The 18535-nt window shown below is 61.8% G+C and carries 20 protein-coding genes; 8 read left to right on the forward strand and 12 right to left on the reverse strand.

The window, feature by feature from the left end:
* Positions 1-84 precede the first annotated feature (84 nt).
* Complete coding sequence (locus tag AC0L25_RS12220) at positions 85-1107, forward strand: aldo/keto reductase (RefSeq protein ID WP_473595716.1); 1023 nt, start codon at positions 85-87, stop codon at positions 1105-1107.
* 105 nt (positions 1108-1212) lie between these two features.
* Here the strand turns inward: AC0L25_RS12220 and AC0L25_RS12225 are convergent, their stop codons facing one another.
* From AC0L25_RS12225 to clpP, 4 genes are all read right to left on the reverse strand, one after another.
* A complete protein-coding gene (locus tag AC0L25_RS12225) occupies positions 1213-1485 on the reverse strand; it encodes an HU family DNA-binding protein (protein ID WP_023798342.1) in 273 nt (90 codons plus the stop codon).
* Between the two features lie 194 nt (positions 1486-1679).
* The gene (gene lon, locus AC0L25_RS12230; protein ID WP_473595717.1) at positions 1680-4091 is read right to left on the reverse strand and encodes an endopeptidase La; all 2412 of its coding nucleotides are present in this window, start codon (positions 4089-4091) and stop codon (positions 1680-1682) included.
* 283 nt (positions 4092-4374) lie between these two features.
* A complete protein-coding gene (gene clpX, locus AC0L25_RS12235; protein WP_029353486.1) occupies positions 4375-5649 on the reverse strand; it encodes an ATP-dependent Clp protease ATP-binding subunit ClpX in 1275 nt (424 codons plus the stop codon).
* Positions 5650-5941: 292 nt separating this feature from the next.
* Positions 5942-6571 carry an ATP-dependent Clp endopeptidase proteolytic subunit ClpP gene (gene clpP, locus AC0L25_RS12240; RefSeq protein ID WP_473595718.1) on the reverse strand — a complete coding sequence of 210 codons (630 nt, stop codon included), beginning with the start codon at positions 6569-6571 and terminating at the stop codon, positions 5942-5944.
* Between the two features lie 333 nt (positions 6572-6904).
* Between clpP and AC0L25_RS12245 the strand changes: the two genes are divergently transcribed.
* Positions 6905-7495, forward strand: a complete 591-nt coding sequence (locus tag AC0L25_RS12245; RefSeq protein ID WP_473595719.1) for a hypothetical protein — start codon at positions 6905-6907, stop codon at positions 7493-7495.
* Between the two features lies 1 nt (position 7496).
* Here AC0L25_RS12245 and AC0L25_RS12250 read toward each other — a convergent pair whose 3' ends face one another.
* Positions 7497-8600 carry an NAD(P)/FAD-dependent oxidoreductase gene (locus AC0L25_RS12250; protein ID WP_473595747.1) on the reverse strand — a complete coding sequence of 368 codons (1104 nt, stop codon included), beginning with the start codon at positions 8598-8600 and terminating at the stop codon, positions 7497-7499.
* 105 nt (positions 8601-8705) lie between these two features.
* Between AC0L25_RS12250 and AC0L25_RS12255 the strand changes: the two genes are divergently transcribed.
* Complete coding sequence (locus tag AC0L25_RS12255) at positions 8706-9971, forward strand: cytochrome P450 (protein WP_473595720.1); 1266 nt, start codon at positions 8706-8708, stop codon at positions 9969-9971.
* Here AC0L25_RS12255 and AC0L25_RS12260 read toward each other — a convergent pair.
* The 6 genes from AC0L25_RS12260 to AC0L25_RS12285 form a co-directional block, all read right to left on the reverse strand.
* Positions 9961-10311: a cupin domain-containing protein gene (locus AC0L25_RS12260; protein ID WP_473595721.1), complete on the reverse strand. Its 351-nt coding sequence runs from the start codon at positions 10309-10311 to the stop codon at positions 9961-9963. The genes AC0L25_RS12255 and AC0L25_RS12260 overlap by 11 nt on opposite strands.
* Positions 10312-10332: 21 nt before the next feature.
* Complete coding sequence (locus AC0L25_RS12265) at positions 10333-11613, reverse strand: O-acetylhomoserine aminocarboxypropyltransferase (protein ID WP_473595722.1); 1281 nt, start codon at positions 11611-11613, stop codon at positions 10333-10335.
* A gap of 146 nt (positions 11614-11759) precedes the next feature.
* Positions 11760-12281, reverse strand: coding sequence for a CoA-binding protein (locus tag AC0L25_RS12270; protein ID WP_473595723.1), 522 nt, complete (start codon positions 12279-12281; stop codon positions 11760-11762).
* On the reverse strand, positions 12278-13054 hold the full coding sequence (locus AC0L25_RS12275; RefSeq protein ID WP_473595724.1) for an AAA family ATPase: 777 nt from the start codon (positions 13052-13054) through the stop codon (positions 12278-12280). Before AC0L25_RS12275 ends, AC0L25_RS12270 begins: the two co-directional genes overlap by 4 nt.
* 12 nt (positions 13055-13066) lie before the next feature.
* Positions 13067-13489, reverse strand: a complete 423-nt coding sequence (locus tag AC0L25_RS12280) for a VOC family protein (RefSeq protein WP_473595725.1) — start codon at positions 13487-13489, stop codon at positions 13067-13069.
* Between the two features lie 2 nt (positions 13490-13491).
* Positions 13492-14313, reverse strand: coding sequence for an enoyl-CoA hydratase (locus tag AC0L25_RS12285; protein ID WP_473595726.1), 822 nt, complete (start codon positions 14311-14313; stop codon positions 13492-13494).
* A gap of 181 nt (positions 14314-14494) precedes the next feature.
* Between AC0L25_RS12285 and AC0L25_RS12290 the strand changes: the two genes are divergently transcribed.
* The 5 genes from AC0L25_RS12290 to rpsI all read left to right on the forward strand — a co-directional run bounded on the left by AC0L25_RS12290 (position 14495) and on the right by rpsI (position 16839).
* On the forward strand, positions 14495-14950 hold the full coding sequence (locus AC0L25_RS12290; RefSeq protein ID WP_473595727.1) for a PaaI family thioesterase: 456 nt from the start codon (positions 14495-14497) through the stop codon (positions 14948-14950).
* Positions 14951-15000: 50 nt separating this feature from the next.
* A complete protein-coding gene (locus tag AC0L25_RS12295; protein ID WP_352954496.1) occupies positions 15001-15192 on the forward strand; it encodes a type II toxin-antitoxin system HicA family toxin in 192 nt (63 codons plus the stop codon).
* Between the two features lie 19 nt (positions 15193-15211).
* Positions 15212-15610: a type II toxin-antitoxin system HicB family antitoxin gene (locus AC0L25_RS12300; protein WP_123150077.1), complete on the forward strand. Its 399-nt coding sequence runs from the start codon at positions 15212-15214 to the stop codon at positions 15608-15610.
* Positions 15611-15890: 280 nt separating this feature from the next.
* Positions 15891-16355, forward strand: a complete 465-nt coding sequence (rplM, locus tag AC0L25_RS12305; RefSeq protein WP_023798353.1) for a 50S ribosomal protein L13 — start codon at positions 15891-15893, stop codon at positions 16353-16355.
* A 1-nt stretch (position 16356) separates the two neighbouring features.
* Entirely contained in the window at positions 16357-16839 is a 483-nt protein-coding gene (gene rpsI, locus AC0L25_RS12310) for a 30S ribosomal protein S9 (protein WP_473595728.1), read from the forward strand.
* Positions 16840-17310: 471 nt separating this feature from the next.
* Here the strand turns inward: rpsI and AC0L25_RS12315 are convergent, their stop codons facing one another.
* Complete coding sequence (locus AC0L25_RS12315) at positions 17311-18369, reverse strand: glycerophosphodiester phosphodiesterase family protein (protein ID WP_473595729.1); 1059 nt, start codon at positions 18367-18369, stop codon at positions 17311-17313.
* Between the last annotated feature and the right edge of the window lie 166 nt (positions 18370-18535).

Consider the following 18535-nt stretch of genomic DNA (forward strand, 5'->3'; position numbering starts at 1 on the left):
CGTGTCCAATGGCTCGGACTGCTTTTGCAGTGCCCCAGGCGTGATAGTGTCATGGCAATTGAGTAGGTGAGGAAACGGCAGGACATGAAGACACGGCATTTCGACCGCATCGGCAATGGGGGCATCGCGTTCACGGAACTCGGCTTCGGCACGGCGCCGCTCGGCAACCTCTATCGCGCCGTTTCCGACGAGGATGCCAACACCACCCTGGAGACTGCCTGGCAGGTCGGCTGCCGCTACTACGACACTGCGCCACTCTACGGGCTTGGCCTGTCGGAAACGCGGCTCAATCCGTTCCTGCGTTCGAAAAAGCGCGACGACTTTGTGCTGTCGAGCAAAGTCGGCCGCATCATGCGCGCCTGCCCGCCAGACCAACGCACCGGCATCGGCAAGTTCTTCGACACGCCGTCGCGCCGCGAGGTCTACGACTACAGCTATGACGGCGTCATGCGCTCCTTCGAAGCCTCGCTCGAGCGCCTCGGCGTCGACCGCATCGACATCCTTTTCGTGCATGACGTCGATATCTTCACCCATGGCAGCAAGGAGGCGTCGGACCAACGCATCGAGGAGTTCATGCGCTCGGGCTATTACGGGCTGCTGGCCTTGCGTGACCAGGGCGTCATCAAGGCGTTCGGCGGCGGCATCAACGAATGGCAGGTTGCCCAGACACTTGCCGAGCGTGGCGACTTCGACCTTTTCCTGCTTGCCGGGCGCTATACGCTGCTGGAGCAGGAGGCGCTGCAGTCCTTCCTGCCGCTATGCCAGAAGCGCGGTATAGGCATCGTTCTCGGCGGGCCGTATAATTCCGGCATCCTGGCAACCGGACCGAAGCTCGGCGCCCATTACAATTATTCCGAGGCGCCGCAGGACATCCTCGACCGCGTCGCGCGCATCGAGGCCATCTGCAAACGCCACGGCGTGCGCCTGATCGAGGCGGCATTGCAATTTCCGCTGCTGCATCCTTCGGTCGTGTCGGTGATCCCCGGCGGACAGCGGCCGAGCGAGGTCGAAAGCAACCGGTCGCTGCTCGACGCGAAGCTGCCACCAGCACTCTGGGCCGATCTCAAGAAGGAAGAGCTGATGCGCGCCGATGCGCCGACGGCATAGAACTGTCCGCTGTCCTCTCGACAACATGAGCCCACCAAAGTGGGCGCAAAAGAAAAGCCGGGCATGCCCGGCTTTTCTGATCTCTGAAAAGGGTAAGAAGGCCGCTTAGTTGACTGCGTCCTTGAGGCCCTTGCCGGCCGAAAACTTCGGCACGGTGCGCGCCGGAATCTGCACTTCCGCGCCGGTCTGCGGATTGCGGCCGGTCGAGGCAGCGCGTTTTGATACGGTGAAATTTCCGAAGCCGACAAGCCGGACATCGCCGCCCTTCTTCAGCTCGCCGGTGATGACGGAGAACACCGCATCAACCGCCGACTGCGCGTCACCCTTCGAAATACTCGCGGCATCGGCGACAGCGGACACTAGTTCGTTCTTGTTCATAAAAATTCCCTTCCATGAGAAACCGGAACGTACGACTCATCCGGCAGGAAACGGACTTTAGAAAGAAGCGCTTCCGCAACCAAGTCGAAAAGCGTCAAAAGAGTCGAAAAAACCCCGGAATTCCGGGGTTTTTCACATGAAAAAGCCGGGCGCCAGGCCCGGCTCTCCGTTGTGCATTGCAACTTTAGAAAGAACTAATGAGCTAGCGACTTGCTGGCGTCGTCTCCGGCATCCACCGCAGCCGGCGCATTGGCTGGTTCGACCCAGTCGATCGGCTCCGGCATACGCACCAGCGCATGGCGCAAGACTTCACCGACCCGCGCGACCGGAACGATCTCCATACCGTTCTTCACGTTGTCCGGAATCTCCGCCAGATCCTTGGCGTTGTCTTCCGGGATCAGCACCTTCTTGATGCCGCCGCGCAGCGCTGCAAGCAGCTTCTCCTTGAGCCCGCCGATCGGCAGCACCCTGCCGCGCAGCGTGATCTCGCCGGTCATCGCCACATCGGCCCTGACTGGAATGCCGGTCAGCACCGAGACGATCGCCGTCGCCATCGCGACACCCGCCGACGGTCCGTCCTTGGGCGTTGCTCCCTCGGGCACGTGGACGTGGATGTCGCGCTTGTCGAACAGCGGCGGCTCGACGCCGAAATCGATAGCCCGCGAGCGGACGTAGGAGGCCGCCGCCGAGATCGATTCCTTCATCACATCGCGCAGATTGCCGGTCACCGTCATACGGCCCTTACCTGGCATCATGACGCCTTCGATCGTCAGCAACTCGCCGCCAACTTCCGTCCAGGCGAGCCCGGTGACGACACCGACCTGATCGTCGGCCTCGACCTGACCGAAGCGGAAGCGCGGAACACCAAGGTAATCGGCGAGATTGTCCGCCGTGATGTCGACCGTCTTCTTCTTCGTCTTCAGGATCTCGGTCACCGCCTTGCGGCCGAGCTTCATCAGCTCGCGCTCCAGGCTCCTGACGCCCGCTTCACGAGTGTAGGTCTGGATGATGCCGCGGATCGCGTCCTCGCCGACGGAGAACTCCTTCGGCTGCAACGCGTGATCGCGGATCACCTTGGGCATCAGGTGGCGCTTGGCGATCTCGATCTTCTCGTCCTCGGTGTAGCCGGCGATACGGATGATCTCCATGCGGTCCATCAAGGGCGCAGGGATATTCAGCGTGTTCGCCGTCGTCACGAACATCACGCTCGACAGGTCGTATTCGACCTCGAGGTAGTGGTCCATGAACGTCGAGTTCTGCTCCGGATCGAGCACCTCAAGCAAGGCCGACGACGGGTCGCCGCGGAAATCCTGGCCCATCTTGTCGATCTCGTCGAGCAGGAAGAGCGGATTGGACTTCTTCGCCTTCTTCATCGACTGGATGACCTTGCCGGGCATCGAACCGATATAGGTGCGCCGGTGACCGCGGATTTCGGCCTCGTCGCGCACGCCGCCCAGCGCCATGCGGATAAACTCGCGGCCGGTCGCCTTGGCGATCGACTTGCCGAGCGAGGTCTTGCCGACGCCGGGTGGCCCGACGAGGCATAGGATCGGCCCTTTCAGCTTCTTCTGGCGGCTCTGCACGGCGAGATATTCGACGATGCGGTCCTTGACCTTGTCGAGGCCGAAATGGTCGGTGTCGAGCACGTTCTGCGCGAAGGCCAGATCCTGCTTGACCTTGGAGTTCTTGCCCCACGGTATCGACAGGATCCAGTCGAGATAATTGCGCACGACGGTCGATTCAGCCGACATCGGCGACATCGTCCGCAGCTTCTTCAGCTCGGCTTCCGCCTTTTCGCGGGCCTCCTTGGAGAGCTTGGTCTTCTTGATGCGCGCCTCGATCTCGGCGGCCTCGTCGCGGCCGTCCTCGCCCTCGCCGAGCTCCTTCTGGATCGCCTTCATCTGCTCGTTGAGGTAGTATTCGCGCTGCGTCTTCTCCATCTGGCGCTTGACGCGCGAACGGATGCGCTTCTCGACCTGCAGGACGGAGATTTCGGCTTCCATGAAGCCCATCGCCTTTTCCAGCCGTTCCTTGACCGAAAGCGTGGCCAGCATCTCCTGCTTCTCGGGGATCTTGATGGCAAGATGCGATGCAACCGTATCGGCGAGCTTGGAATAGTCGTCGATCTGGCTGGCGGCGCCCACCACTTCGGGCGAGATCTTCTTGTTCAGCTTAACGTAGTTCTCGAAGTCGGTGACGACGGAACGGGCCAGCGCCTCGACCTCGACCTCTTCCTCATCCGGTTCGACCAGTGCTGCGGCGTGGGCCTCGTGAAAGTCGGGACGGTCGGTGAACGACACGATTTTCGCGCGCGACGCACCTTCGACCAGCACCTTCACGGTGCCGTCCGGCAGCTTCAGCAATTGCAGCACATTGGCGAGCGTGCCGATGTCAAAGATGGCATCGGACTCGGGATCGTCATCGGCGGCATTCATCTGGGTCGCAAGCAGGATCTGCTTTTCCTGACCCATCACCTCCTCCAGCGCCTTGATCGACTTTTCACGCCCGACAAAGAGCGGAACGATCATGTGCGGGAACACCACGATGTCGCGCAGTGGGAGGACTGCGAAGACGCCGTCGCTGGGAGCCTTGGATATTTTGGCCATTGTCCAACCTTTCATGTCGCGACCGCCAATCGGCCAACCGCGAATCTCATATTAACGACCGAGGATCGTTCCGCCTACCACCGTTTGTGACGGGAGTTTTACAGCACAGAATTCGGCACCCCGGCCTTCCTCAGTTAGTTGGAGGCACGGGGGGCAAAGATCAAGGGTCAACACGAAACCGTTCATCCAATCTGTCACAATCCGTTCATCACAAGTCGGCCGTCCGCAAAACAAAACGGCGCCTCACGGCGCCGTTTGAAGAACTCCACTGCAAGGGCTCACGTCAGGCGCTGACGTTGCCCTTCTTTTCCTTCTGCTCGGAATAGATGTAGAGCGGCCTGGCGTTGCCGGACACCACCTCTTCCGAAATAACCACTTCGCGCACGCCTTCCAGCGCCGGCAGCTCGAACATCGTGTCGAGCAGGATCGCTTCCATGATCGAGCGCAGGCCGCGCGCGCCGGTCTTGCGTTCGATAGCGCGCTTTGCGATCGCCGACAGCGCATTCTCGTGGAAGGTCAGGTCGACATTCTCCATCTCGAACAGCCGCTGATACTGTTTGACCAGCGCGTTCTTCGGCTCGGTCAGGATCTGGATCAGCGCCGGCTCGTCGAGGTCCTCCAGCGTCGCCAGGACCGGCAGACGGCCGACGAACTCGGGAATGAGGCCGAACTTCAAGAGATCCTCGGGCTCGACCAGGCGGAAAACGTCGCCGGTGCGGCGATCCTCGGGCGAAGCGACGGTGGCGCCGAAGCCGATCGAGGTCTTGCGGCCGCGATCCGAGATGATCTTGTCCAGCCCGGCGAAGGCGCCGCCGCAGATGAACAGGATGTTGGCGGTGTCGACCTGCAGGAATTCCTGCTGCGGATGTTTCCTGCCGCCCTGCGGCGGCACGGAGGCGACCGTGCCTTCCATGATCTTCAACAGCGCCTGCTGCACGCCTTCGCCCGACACGTCGCGGGTGATCGAAGGATTGTCCGACTTGCGCGAAATCTTGTCGATCTCGTCGATGTAGACGATGCCGCGCTGGGCGCGCTCGACATTGTAGTCGGCCGACTGCAACAGTTTCAGGATGATGTTCTCGACATCCTCGCCGACATAGCCCGCCTCGGTCAGCGTCGTCGCATCGGCCATCGTGAACGGCACGTCGATGATGCGGGCCAGAGTCTGCGCAAGCAGCGTCTTGCCGCAACCGGTCGGGCCGATCAGCAAAATGTTGGACTTCGCCAGCTCGACGTCATTGTTCTTGCCGGCATGAGCGAGGCGCTTGTAGTGGTTGTGGACGGCCACCGACAGCACGCGCTTGGCGTAGGGCTGGCCGATGACGTAATCGTCAAGAACCTTGAGGATCTCCTGCGGGGTCGGCACGCCCTCGCGGGACTTCACCATCGAGGTCTTGTTCTCCTCGCGGATGATGTCCATGCAGAGCTCGACGCATTCGTCGCAGATGAACACCGTCGGGCCGGCGATCAGCTTGCGGACTTCGTGCTGGCTTTTGCCGCAAAACGAGCAATAAAGCGTGTTCTTGGAATCACCGCCGTTGTTGCCGACCTTGCTCATTTTCATGTCCTTTCATAGCCGCCCGCCGATGGTCTGGTTGAAAGGGCGCATATCTCAATCTATCGCGGGAAATCCGCCGCCAGTATTCCGGCTCCCGCGACGCATTCCGTACGAAACACATATCAGAAAACGTCGCAATGATTCGCACCAACCCCGCACAAAGCTAAGCCGTCGAAAATCAACATAGGCTTAACGTAGGCAATTGCTCCCGTCGAGGGAACAGCCAATTGTGGCCGAAATGCCGCAAGCCGCATCAAAAGCGTGTTTTCCCACTATCCAACCGCCACCAGGCTTATATGGCGAGACCTTCGATCGGCTCACGCGTCGAAATGACCTTATCGATGAGGCCGAAATCCTTCGCCTCGTCGGCTGTCATGAAGTGGTCACGGTCGAGCGTCTTTTCAATCTCGTCGTAGCTCTTGCCGGTGTGCTTGACATAGACCTCGTTGAGACGGCGCTTCAGCTTGATGATGTCCTGGGCGTGGCGCTCGATGTCGGAAGCCTGGCCCTGGAAACCACCGGAAGGCTGGTGGACCATGATGCGGGCGTTCGGGGTGGCGAAGCGCATACCCTTCTCGCCTGCGGTGAGAAGCAGCGAACCCATTGAGGCCGCCTGGCCGATGCACAGCGTCGCCACCGCCGGCTTGATGAACTGCATGGTGTCGTAGATCGCCATGCCCGAGGTGACGACGCCGCCGGGCGAATTGATGTAAAGGTTGATTTCCTTCTTCGGATTCTCCGCTTCGAGGAACAGGAGCTGCGCGCAGACCAGCGTCGCCATGCCGTCCTCGACCGGACCGGTGATGAAAATGATGCGCTCTTTCAGGAGCCGCGAGAAAATGTCGTAGGCCCGCTCGCCGCGATTGGTCTGTTCGACCACCATCGGAACGAGGTTCATGTAGGTTTCGACGGGGTTCTTCATGGACTATCCCTTATTGAAGATGGGATTCCGGCGCCGGGAGATTAGCAAGTCGGGCAGAATCGGTTCTGGATCGTTGTCCTGTAAATAGGATGTCGGCTCACCCTAGCGCAAGGCCGCCCCTCCTAGCCATCCGGTTAAGTCGAATCAAGGTTTCTGCACAGAATTCGCCCGAAGCTGCGCCGGCAGCCATCTGCTGCGCTTGAGCCGCGCTGCCGAGTAGCAGTTTCTTAACCGCGTGCTAAACGAAATATCTCGAAACCGCTTTCCCGCGACACGGCTTCCCATACAATTCAACGTTGAACTTGCGCTGAAGGTTCAAACAGGGGGAGTGCCATGATCGGGAAAAATGCTTCCTTGGCCATCGCCAGCCTTGCCGTTCTCGGCATGGTGTCCGAAACGGCTGCCGGCGGGCGCGCCGTGGAATGCTACGAGCGGGTCAACAGGCCGTCCGTCTACGATACGGTTTATGAAAACGTGCTGGTCAGCTCCGGCGGCCAGGTGGTCGACTACGACCCACCGATTTATGGCGCGGTTGAGCGCGTCGAGCAGATCGCACCGCCCCGCGTCACATACGAGGTCGTGCCAGCCATCACCCGCACCGTCTACCACATGGTCAAGGTCGATGATGGCGGCTATGCGTGGGAATGGCGCGTCATCCACGGCCGCAAGGTGCTGTGCAAGGTCTGGCGCAAGGCCCGCCACGCGCGTGTCGCCGAAACAATCGTCGTTGAACCCGAGCGCACCCGACGGGTTGTCCTCCCAGCCGAGTATGAGAGCGTTGCCCGAGAAGTGCTGGTGCGACCGGAGCGGCGGCGCATCACTGAGATCGCGCCGTCATACCAGAGGGTGGCGCGCCGGGTGAGGGTGCAGGAAGGCTCGACCAGCTGGCGGCGCGTGCAGATTCCGCGGCACTGCCGGTATTAGGTCAGGCCACCTCGGCCCGCAGCCATTTCTTTAGACCGTCCACATCGCCATCGCCGATGGAAGCTGCAACACGCCGGCCGACCGCCGCGCCGAATTTGTAGCCGTGGCCGGAACAGGCCGAGACGATCAGGCACTTGCCTTTCTGGTGGGCCAGGAATTTTTCGTCGGCGGTAAAGGTATAGGCGCAGGTGACGACCTCGGTGATCTTGTATTCTTCGACACGGGCGATCGGCGGCGAAAACAGGTCGCGAATCGCCTCGCCCTCGCCCGCCACCGGCTGGCGGTTCCAGTCGGCGTCGCTGGTCGGCACCCTGTGCAGCCCTGAGCCGAATTTCATGCCGGCGCCGCCGGACGGCGGGATCACGTGGCCGTCGACAGCGCCGCCGACATCGAGGATGACCGGGGCTGCCTGCCATGCCGCTTTCAGATCCGCCGGCGGTTCGACATAGGCAAGCGCGGTGCGCCAGGTCTTCAGGTCGCCGCCCAGTTCCGGAAACAGTTTCAGCACCCAGGCGCCGGCGGCGATGACGATGCGGTCGGCCTGCATCGTCTCGCCGCTACCAAGCACGATGCGGCCGGCCTCGGCGTCGACCTCCGTCACCTTGCTGTTTTCGTATACGTTGGCGCCGTTGGTCCGCAGCCATTCGGCGAGGCGGGAGGCAATCTTGCGACAATGCAGCGCACCACCCTCCGGCGAAAAATATGCGTAGCGGAACGAGCCGGGCTCCAGGAAGGGCCAGCGTTTAGCCGCGGCGTCCGGCCCGAATAGTTCGAACGGGTAGTTCCCGGCTTCCATGCCTTCGCGGTATTCTTCGGCTTCGTCTCCCGGCTCCCGCGAAATGCAGATGAAGCCGCGCGGATCGAGATGGTTTTCGCCGAGATCGGCCCACATCTCGTCCCAGGCCTCATAGGCTTCGGTGATCAGCTGGCCATAACCCGCCGCTGCACCATAGGCGCGGCGGATGATGCGGTGATGGTCGCCCGAGGCGGCAAGCGGATTGGGAATCGGTCCCTGCTCGACGATCGACACCCGGTGCCCGGCCTTTACCAGCGACCAGGCCGTCGAAAGCCCTGCAATGCCTGCGCCAACCACGATCACATTCATCAAGTCAGTCTTTCCGCAGCCGCTTCGGCTGGCTCAGTGCTTTGGACTATCGGGCGTCAACATACGGTCTGGCGCCAAGCTGGCAAGCCGCGTTAATTGTCTGGCATGACCAAATTGAAGCCGACCTATCTTGCCTTCGATCCCTCCACCCGCCATGTGCGACTCGACCCGCACGAGCCTGCTTTCTACCAGAACCCCTATGAGGCCTATGCCTTCATGCACGGCGCATCGAACGCCTTCTTCTGGGAAGAGTTCGGCTTCTGGTGCTTTGGCGGCTTCGACGACGTCAATCGGCTGCTGCGCGATCGCCGCTTCGGCCGCCAGAACCCGGCCGGCATCCCTGACAACCGGGCCGTCGGCCAGGACCGCACGCATCTCAGGGCATTCGACGGCATCGAGGCCAATTCGATGCTGGAGCTGGAGCCGCCCGTGCACACCAGGCTCAGAACGATGGTCAACCGCGCCTTCGTCTCGCGTCAGGTCGAGCGGCTCAGGCCGCGTGTCGAGGCGCTCGCCAACGGGTTGATCGACCGTTTCGAACCGGGCCAGGTCGACCTGCTGCCAGCCTTCGCATCGCCTTTGCCGATCACAATCATTGCCGAAATGCTCGGCGTGCCGGTCGAGATGGGGCCGCAACTGCTCGACTGGTCGCATCAGATGGTCGCCATGTACATGCATGGCCGCACGCGCGAAACGGAAGAGACGGCCAATCGCGCGGCACAGGATTTTTCCGATTTCCTGCGCGGCTATGTAGCCGAGCGGCGCAAAAACCCCGGCGACGATCTCCTGTCGCTGCTGATCGCGGCACAAGAGGGTGGCCAAAAACTCTCGGAGGACGAGCTGATATCCTCAGCCATCCTGCTGCTCAACGCCGGCCACGAGGCAACCGTTCACCAGACCGGCAATGCGGTGCGCTCGATCCTCGCGCAAGGCGGCGACCCGCGCCGCTTCTTCGTTTCTACGGAAGCCACTGCGGCGACCGTTGAGGAATGCCTGCGCTTCGATGCGCCGCTGCACATGTTCACGCGCTACGCGTATGAGGAAATCGAGGTCGCTCCGGATATCGTGGTGCGGCCGGGCGAGACGATCGGCCTGCTGCTCGGCATGGCCAATCACGACCCGGCTGCGTTTGGCGAACCCCTCGCCTTTCGGCCGAATCGTGCGGACCAGAAGAACCTCTCGTTCGGCGCCGGCATTCATTTCTGCATCGGCGCGCCGCTCGCCCGGCTCGAATTGCAGGTATCGCTGAAAACCTTGTTCGAGCGCCTACCCCAGCTCCATCTGGTCGGACAGCCGCGCTTTCGCGATACCTATCATTTCCACGGGCTGGAAACGCTCGTCGTGCACACCGGACAAATGATCAAAGCTTGATCACGTACTCCTTGCGGGTCGTTTCAAGCACTTCCCAGCTGCCCTTAAAGCCCGGCCTGAGCACGAAACTGTCGCCGGCCCTGACGGTGCGCGCCTCGCCGCTCTCCTCGGCGATCACCGAGACGCCTGACAGGATGCGGCAGAACTCCCACTCGTCGTACTCGATGCGCCATTTGCCCGGCGTCGCCTCCCAGATGCCGGCATAGAGCCCGCCGTCCCGCTCCTCGACATTCCAGGTGCGAAACTTCGGATCGCCAGAGATCACGCGATCCGACGCCGGCGCGCCAAGTTCCGGTTCGACGCTTTCGACATTGACGGAGAGAAATGTCGGCGCGGTCATGGAAACTCCTTCCAGCGGGGATCAGACCTTGGCGAGAGCCTGTTCCAGATCGGCGACGATGTCGTTGACATCCTCGATGCCAACCGAGAGCCTGACCGTATCCGGCCCAGCGCCTGCCGCAACCTTCTGCTCGTCGGACAGCTGGCGGTGGGTGGTCGATGCCGGGTGGATGACCAGCGACTTGGTGTCGCCGACATTGGCAAGGTGCGAGAACAGTTCGAGCGCCTCTACGAATTTGATGCCTGCCGCATAGCCGCCCTTCAGGCCGAAGGTGAACACGGCACCGGCGCCAAGCGGCGAGTACTTCTTCTGCAGCGCGTTGTTGTTGTCGCTGGGCAGGCCGGGATAGGACACCCAGGCGACCTTTGGGTGGTTGGACAGCCAGCCGGCGACGGTGACCGCATTGTCGCAATGGCGCTGCATCCTGAGCGGCAGGGTTTCCAGCCCGGTTAGGATCAGGAACGCATTGAAGGGCGAGATCGCCGGGCCCATGTCGCGCAGGCCGAGCACGCGCGCGGCAATGGCGAAAGCGAAATTGCCGAAGGTTTCGTGCAGGACGAGGCCGCCATATTCGGGGCGCGGCTCCGACAGCATCGGATATTTGCCGGATTTCGACCAGTCGAAGGTGCCGCCATCGACAATCGCGCCGCCGATGGAATTGCCGTGGCCGCCGATGAACTTGGTCAGCGAATGCACGACAATGTCGGCGCCATGCTCGATCGGCCGCACCAGATAAGGCGAGGCCAGCGTGTTGTCGACTATCAGCGGCAGGCCGTGCTTGCGGGCGATATCGCCGATCTTCTCGATGTCGACGAAGACACCGCCCGGATTGGCCAGGCTCTCGATGAAGATCGCCTTGGTCTTTTCGTCGATCTGGCTTTCGAAGGTCGAGATGTCGTTGGTGTCGGCCCAGCGCACCTGCCAGCCGAAATTCTTGAAGGCGTGGCCGAACTGGTTGATCGAGCCGCCGTAAAGCCTTGTCGCGGAGACGAAATTGTCGCCGGGCTGCATCAGATTATGGAAGACGAGCACCTGCGCGGCATGGCCCGACGCCACGGCCAGCCCCGCCGTGCCGCCTTCGAGTGCCGCGATACGCTCTTCCAGCACCGCCTGCGTCGGGTTCATGATGCGGGTGTAGATGTTGCCGAAGGCTTTTAGCCCGAACAGCGAAGCGGCATGGTCGGCATCATCGAAGACAAAGGAGGTCGTCTGGTAGATCGGCGTGGCACGCGCGCCGGTCGCCGGATCGGGCTTGGCACCCGCATGGACGGCGAGCGTGTTGAAACCGGGCGTACGGGTCATCGAATACCTCCCTTTTGAACCTTCTGGAAATCGCCGGGCATTCTTGGCGAAGCCCGGTCGCGAATGCAAAGAAGAAAATGCCCGTCGATGCACGTTCTGTGACCGAGGCACGAGAAAATGCGCCAAGTACCGGAATAACTTTCCGTCTACTTCTGGCGAACCCCGAAGCTCTGGAATCCCGGCCGCATCTGCGGCTTCTTCGACGACAGCACGCCTGAGTTGACGCCGGTCCAGCCGATTTCGCCCGACAGCTTGCCATATTCGATCTTGGGGCAGCGGTTCATCACCACCTTGATGCCGGCGGCCTCGGCGCGCGCGGCCGCCTCGTCATGGCGCACGCCAAGCTGCATCCAGATGACTTTCGGCAACGGATCGAGCCGCAAGACCTCGTCAACGACGCCCGGCACTGCCGCGGAGCCGCGAAAAACGTCGACCATGTCGATCGGCTCGGGAACATCGGCGAGCCTGCTATAGGTCATCCGGCCAAGGATTTCCTTGCCGGCCTGGCCGGGGTTGATCGGGAACACCGAAAATCCCTTGCCCAGCAGGTACTTCAGCACGAAGTAGCTCGGCCGCACATCATTGGCGGACGCGCCGACCATCGCGATGGTCTTCACCGAATTGAGGATGCCGGCGATATAGGCATTGTCGTAGGCGTCGTGGTTCATGCCTCGTCCTCATACAGAGCTTCGGCGAGAAAACCATCCGGGTCGTTGCAGAAACTGCGCATCATGCGGAAATGATCGGTATCGTGGAAATCGGTCGGGTCGAGGCCAAACCGGCTGATGCGGAACAGCCGCGCGCCGGGACAGGCCATCAGCAGCGGCGAATGCGTCGCCATGATCACTTGCGCCGTGCCTGATAGATCCATCCGCCGCAGCATCTTGAGGAGCTCGATCTGGCGCGTCGGCGACAAGGCGCTTTCGGGCTCATCGAGGATGTAGATGCCTTGCCGGCGGCAGCGCTCCTCGAAGAAGCGGATGAAACCCTCGCCATGCGACCAGGACAGGAAATCGGGCGGCGCCGCATGGGCGTCGATGGCGGCCTGGTCGAGATAGCGGGCCACGGAGTAAAAGGATTCGGCGCGGAAGAACCAGCCGGCGGTGACCTTCGGCAGCCAGTGGCCGCGCAGCGTTTCCGCCAGTGCTGCTCCGCTCTTGTCGATGGCGCGGGAGTGGTCGATGGGCATGTAGCCCCTGCCGCCGCCGGCCTCATCGTATCCGGCCAGCGCGCCGATCGCCTCGAGCAATGTCGATTTGCCGGTGCCGTTCTCCCCGACGATGATGGTGATCGGCGTCGTGAATTCCAGTTCGAAATCGTGGCTGCGGAAGATTGGCAGGGTCCAGGGATATTTTTCCCAATCCGCGACACGGCTGGGCTCGATCAGGATGCGCCTGAGATAGGGTGCCTTCAGTCGCGTCAGTTGCTTGCGATATGCCATCTGGCAGTGGGATCAGCCCGGCAGCGAGATGCTGCCGTCTTCCGCGATCGGAAAAGCCGGATTGTGCGCCACTTCCCAGACATGCCCCTCCGTGTCGGCGAAATAGCCATACCAGCCGCCCCAGAAGGCGCGGCCGGCCGGCTTGACGATACGACCGCCGGCCTTCTCGGCCATCGCAAGCACGTGATCGACTTCCGTGTCGGAGCGGGTGTTGTAGGCGAGGTAGATCGCCGACGGCGCCGTGCCGAAAATGATGCCTGAATCCGCTTCGGCGCTTTCGCGCGGAAACAGGCCGAGAATGACGCCGCCCATCTGGAAGAAGGTGACGCCGTCGGTGATGCCGGCGTGGGGGGTCAGGCCCATCGCCTCGTAGAAGCGCGTGGCGCGCTCGAGATCGTCGACGGCGATGGTGATGATTGAGATGCGGGGTTCCATGTCTAGTCGTCCGTCCATTCCGGCTTGCGCTTGCCGATGAAGGCGCCGATGCCCTCTTCCGCATCGCGTGCCAGCATGTTGTCGACCATGACGCGACCGGTATAGGCATAGGCGTCCGCCAGCCCCATCTCGGCTTGTACGTAAAAGGCTTCCTTGCCGGTCCTGACGACCGAAGACGATTTGGCAGCAATGGTTTGCGCGTATTTGGTGACAATCTGATTCAGATATTCGCGCGGCACCACGCGGTTGATGAGGCCGAATTCCTTGGCCGTCGCCGCATCGATGGTCTCGCCGGTCAAAAGCATCTCCATCGCGTGCTTGCGCGAGACGTTGCGTGACAGCGCCACCATCGGCGTCGAGCAGAACAGGCCGATATTGACGCCGGGCGTGCAGAAGGTCGCCTCATGCGAGGCGATCGCCAGATCGCAGCTCGCCACCAGTTGTGCCCCGGCCGCCGTCGCCAGACCATCGACCTCAGCGATCACCGGTCTCGGATGGCGCACGATCGCCTGCATTAGTGCCGCGCAAGCGGAAAACGTCTCCTCGAAAAATGCCTTGCCGCGGTCGGGATCGCCACGGTGAGCGGTCATTTCCTTGAGGTCATGTCCGGCGCAGAACACCTTTCCGGCCGCCGCCAGAATAATGACGCGGACGGATCTGTCTGATTTCGCGCGGTCGAGCTCCGCCATCAGCGCCGCCATGACCGACAGCGACAGGGCATTGGCCGGCGGATTGCTGAGCGTGAGGCGGAGCACGCCCTTGTCCAGCCTCGCGACAACAGGACCTTCGGCAACAGCCGGCTTGATGGCGACGATTTCAGCCATGTTCTCCAACCTCTTCATCGGCCAGCGACATCGGATGCGCGGCCATGGAACAAAAGAACTAGCACGCTGCCGATTGAAGAACAGCCTTGAGACGTGTTTTCTCGGCGGTGCGGTCTCAGCCAAGCACCCTCGCCTTGGGACCGCCGGCGCCCATACCGGCGCCACAGACAGGAAACCGCCTATGCCTGCCCAAAGCAATCTCAAGCCGGTGCTGACCGCGGCGCAAGTCAATGCCTTGATGAAGACCGTGTATCCGCAGCTCAACGGCCAGTTCACCTTCTACGAGGCGATCGAGGTGTTTCCGGGCGGCTGCACGGTGCGCCTGAATGCCGACGAGCGGCATTTGCGTCCCGGCGGAACCGTGTCGGGCCCGTCGCTGTTCACGCTGGCCGACATTGGCGGCTATGTCTGCGTGCTTTCGCATGCCGGGCCGGATGCGCTTTCGGTGACCACCAATCTCAACATCAATTTTGTCCGCAAAGCCGAGGCCGGACCGATCGACGGCCATTGCCGGATCCTGAAGCTGGGCAAGAGCCTGATGGTGTTCCAAATCGAGATCGTCGCCGGACCGGACGGACATACAGTAGCGCACGCGACGGGAACCTATTCGATCCCGCCGAAGCGGTCGCCATCTTGACAATTGAATTTCCGCTTGATGTGTATATATGTGCGCATAGGTGACCTTTGCTGGAACGTGACAGCCGCAAGATCGTGAAGCGTCTCAAAGACGATGGTTTCGAACTGATTTCCGTACGCGGCTCGCATCACAAATTCCGAAAGGGCGAGATTGTGTTGATCGTTCCGCATCCCGAGAAGAATCTGCCAACCGGTACCGCTCGCGCGATCGCCAAGCAGGCAGGCTGGATAAGGACGAGCTGAAGCGTCCTGGAGATTGCAAATGAAGAACTATTTCGCATTGGTCGACAAAGATCCCGACAGCGCATTCGGCATCCGCTTTCCGGACATTCCCGGCTGCTTTTCGGCTGCGGACGCGGCGGAAGACATCGTGCCCAATGCCGTTGAAGCCTTGCAATTGTGGGCAGAGGATATGCCCGTTCCAGAGCCGTCCAACCATGAAGCGATTGTCGCGCTTCCCGACATACGCAACGCGCTCGCCGAAGGAGCCTATCTGGTATCGGTGCCGCTCATCGACAATGACAGCGCCGTCGTCAGGGCAAACGTGACTTTCGAGCGCGGCGTTTTGCGGGCGATCGACATCGCAGCGCGCGAACGCGGCATAACGCGATCTGCGTTCCTCTCCAGCGCGGCCCGCAAGGAAATCGAGGCAAAGCACTAAGGTCAGATTCTGCACCGCAATTAACACTAGATCAGTGTGGTACAATAATACCTATTATTCAATCCTTTGTTTTTGCTTCACTTTCTGAGCTACGCGTATTTTAATTCGCCTTGACGTGCTATCTCCCCCTCGCCTATAAGCCCTCACGGAACAGCGGCCCGCCAAAGGCCGCCGTTTTGTTATTGGCGGCGGGCGAGCGCTCGGCGTCAAACCAAGCAACAAGAAACGCTTTCCTTGTCGTTCGTCGATGGGGAAGGTCCCGAACCGAAAGCAACAATCCATGGCAACCTTTTCGCAGAAGCCTGCGGATGTGGTGAAGAAGTGGGTGCTGATCGACGCCGAGGGTCTCGTCGTCGGCCGTCTCGCCACTGTCATCGCCAATCATCTTCGCGGCAAGCACAAGCCCACCTTTACCCCGCATGTCGACGACGGCGACAACGTCATCGTCATCAATGCCGACAAGGTGGTGTTCACCGGCAAGAAATTCACCGACAAGGTCTATTACTGGCACACCGGCCACCCTGGCGGCATCAAGGAGCGCACCGCGCGCCAGCTGCTCGAGGGCCGTTTCCCCGAGCGTGTCGTCGAGAAGGCCGTCGAACGCATGATCCCGCGTGGCCCGCTCGGCCGTCGCCAGATGAAGAATCTCCGCGTCTATGCAGGCACGGAACATCCGCATGTCGCCCAGCAGCCCGTCACGCTCGACGTGGCCAAGCTGAACGCCAAGAACAAGAAGGTTTCGTAAAATGGCAGAGCTTTCCTCGCTCGCAGAACTCGGAACTGCCACCGGCAACACCAGCACGCAGCCGGCTGCACCCGTCCATGTCCAGAAGCTCGACAAGTCGGGCCGCGCCTATGCCACCGGCAAGCGCAAGAACGCCATCGCGCGTGTCTGGGTAAAGCCCGGTTCCGGCAAGATCGTCGTCAACGACAAGGTGTTCGCCGAATATTTCGCGCGTCCGGTCCTGCAGATGATCCTCAACCAGCCGATCATCGCCGCCAACCGCGCCGGCCAGTACGACATCGTCGCCACCGTCATCGGCGGCGGTCTTTCCGGCCAGGCCGGTGCGGTACGCCACGGCATCTCCAAGGCGCTTACCTATTACGAGCCGGCGCTGCGCGGCGTGCTCAAGAAGGGCGGCTTCCTGACCCGTGACAGCCGCGTCGTCGAGCGCAAGAAGTACGGCAAGGCGAAGGCCCGCCGCTCGTTCCAGTTCTCGAAGCGCTAAGCACTGCGCGCCTCAGACATTCGAAAAGGCCGCCTCCGGGCGGCCTTTTCTTTTGGCCGACTCAAACCAAGTCCTACGCCATTTCAATCGTAGTGATCCTTCGCGCCCCCTCTGTCCTGCCGGACATCTCCCCCACTTGGGGGGAGATCGGCAGCTTTGGCGCACCGCTCGCTCCTGCGACAGTGGCGGTTCGCGAAGGCGGGTGGTGACGGCCGATCTCCCCCCTTGTGGGGGAGATGTCCGGCAGGACAGAGGGGGGCGCTTCGCTCCGCCATCAAAGGTTCTGCACCGTTGTGACGCTCTGAGGTAACGGCATGGATCCTAGGGTCTACGCCGCGTCGCTTCGCTCCTTGCTTCGGCCTAGGATGACGAAGGCGCTTACGGTTAATCGCAGACGTTGGAGATTGGCAGCTGCAGGCCGGCCGGCAGCGCGACCGTCAGTCAAAGAACCAAATCCCCTGTGCAGAGGGACTAGTTGATGCTCGCGGTGTTCGCCGGCTCCGCCGATCGCACCTCATCAGAATAACGCACGCGGTAGCCGTTCGCCGTCAGCCAGTCGATCGCCGCTTTCGGCTCGTCGGTCTGGATGATGGTGGCGCCGCGCTCGGCCCAGAAGCCGTAGGTCTCGCGCGGCAGACTGGCGAGCACCGCCAGTTCGTCGCCGCGACCGCCGGCAAGGAAGCCGCCCGGCTTGTTGACGATGGCGTAGGTATTGGCCCAGATGTGCCAGTCGCCCCTTATCGCCGCCGCGCGCATGCGGGGGCTGAACAGCGGACCGCCGGTCTCGGTCAGCGTCTCCGCGCCGGCCCGCCAGTTGATCATCTCGACGGCGCGCGGCGAAAAGATCTCGCTGACTTTCTCGGCGAAGCCGGCGTCACGAACCGCGTCGTCGGCGATGATCGGCATGAACTGGAAACCGCTGCCGATCGCACCCATGGCGGCCTTGACAGTGGTGATCCTGGCCGGGTTCCACAGGTTCTCCTTGAGGATCACCTGCTCGGCCATGTCCAGGTCACGCGCGACCGCGATCACGCCGGCCAAGCTGTCGACATCGAGCTTGTTGTCGATGTTGATGAGGATCCTGTCCTTGGTCGCCACCAGCATCTCGCGCAGCGTCGAAACCGGCTCATCGGTGACAGCGCCGGTGCCTTCGATAATCAGGCTGCAGGTTTTGAGTTCGGCCAGCGTGCGCTTGACCACCTCGCCCTTGCAGTTCGTCGTGCGGTCGAGCCAGCTGTCATGCATGACGACGAACTGGCCGTCCTTCGAGCGCCTGACGTCGACCTCGACGATTTCGACACCAAGCGCGATCGATGCCTCGACGGCGGCGATCGAGTTCTCCGCGTAGAGCGTCTTGCGGGCCTGCATGCTGCCGGCGCGGTGTGCCGCCACCATCACATGGTCGCGCCACTGGTTGGCGTGTTCGAAACGGTCAAGAATCTGTCTGGCGCGTGTTTCGCCTGCCGATGCCGTGCCTGTGAACAGCGCCAAGGCGGCGGAAAGCAGAAGGTTCAGCCAGGTCGTTCGCATGAGAATCGCTCCTACCGGATGCCAACCCGGTTAAGCGACGCACGTGACAGCCTAGTGAACGAAGCCGGCTTCGCAAATGCCGGAAAGTCCGGTCAATGCCGGCTGAACCGGCCGTTCTGAAACCTCGAACCGACGGCAATCAGCAGGTCGCCGGCATCAGCCTGCC

Source organism: Mesorhizobium sp. WSM4813 (genome assembly GCF_055811555.1).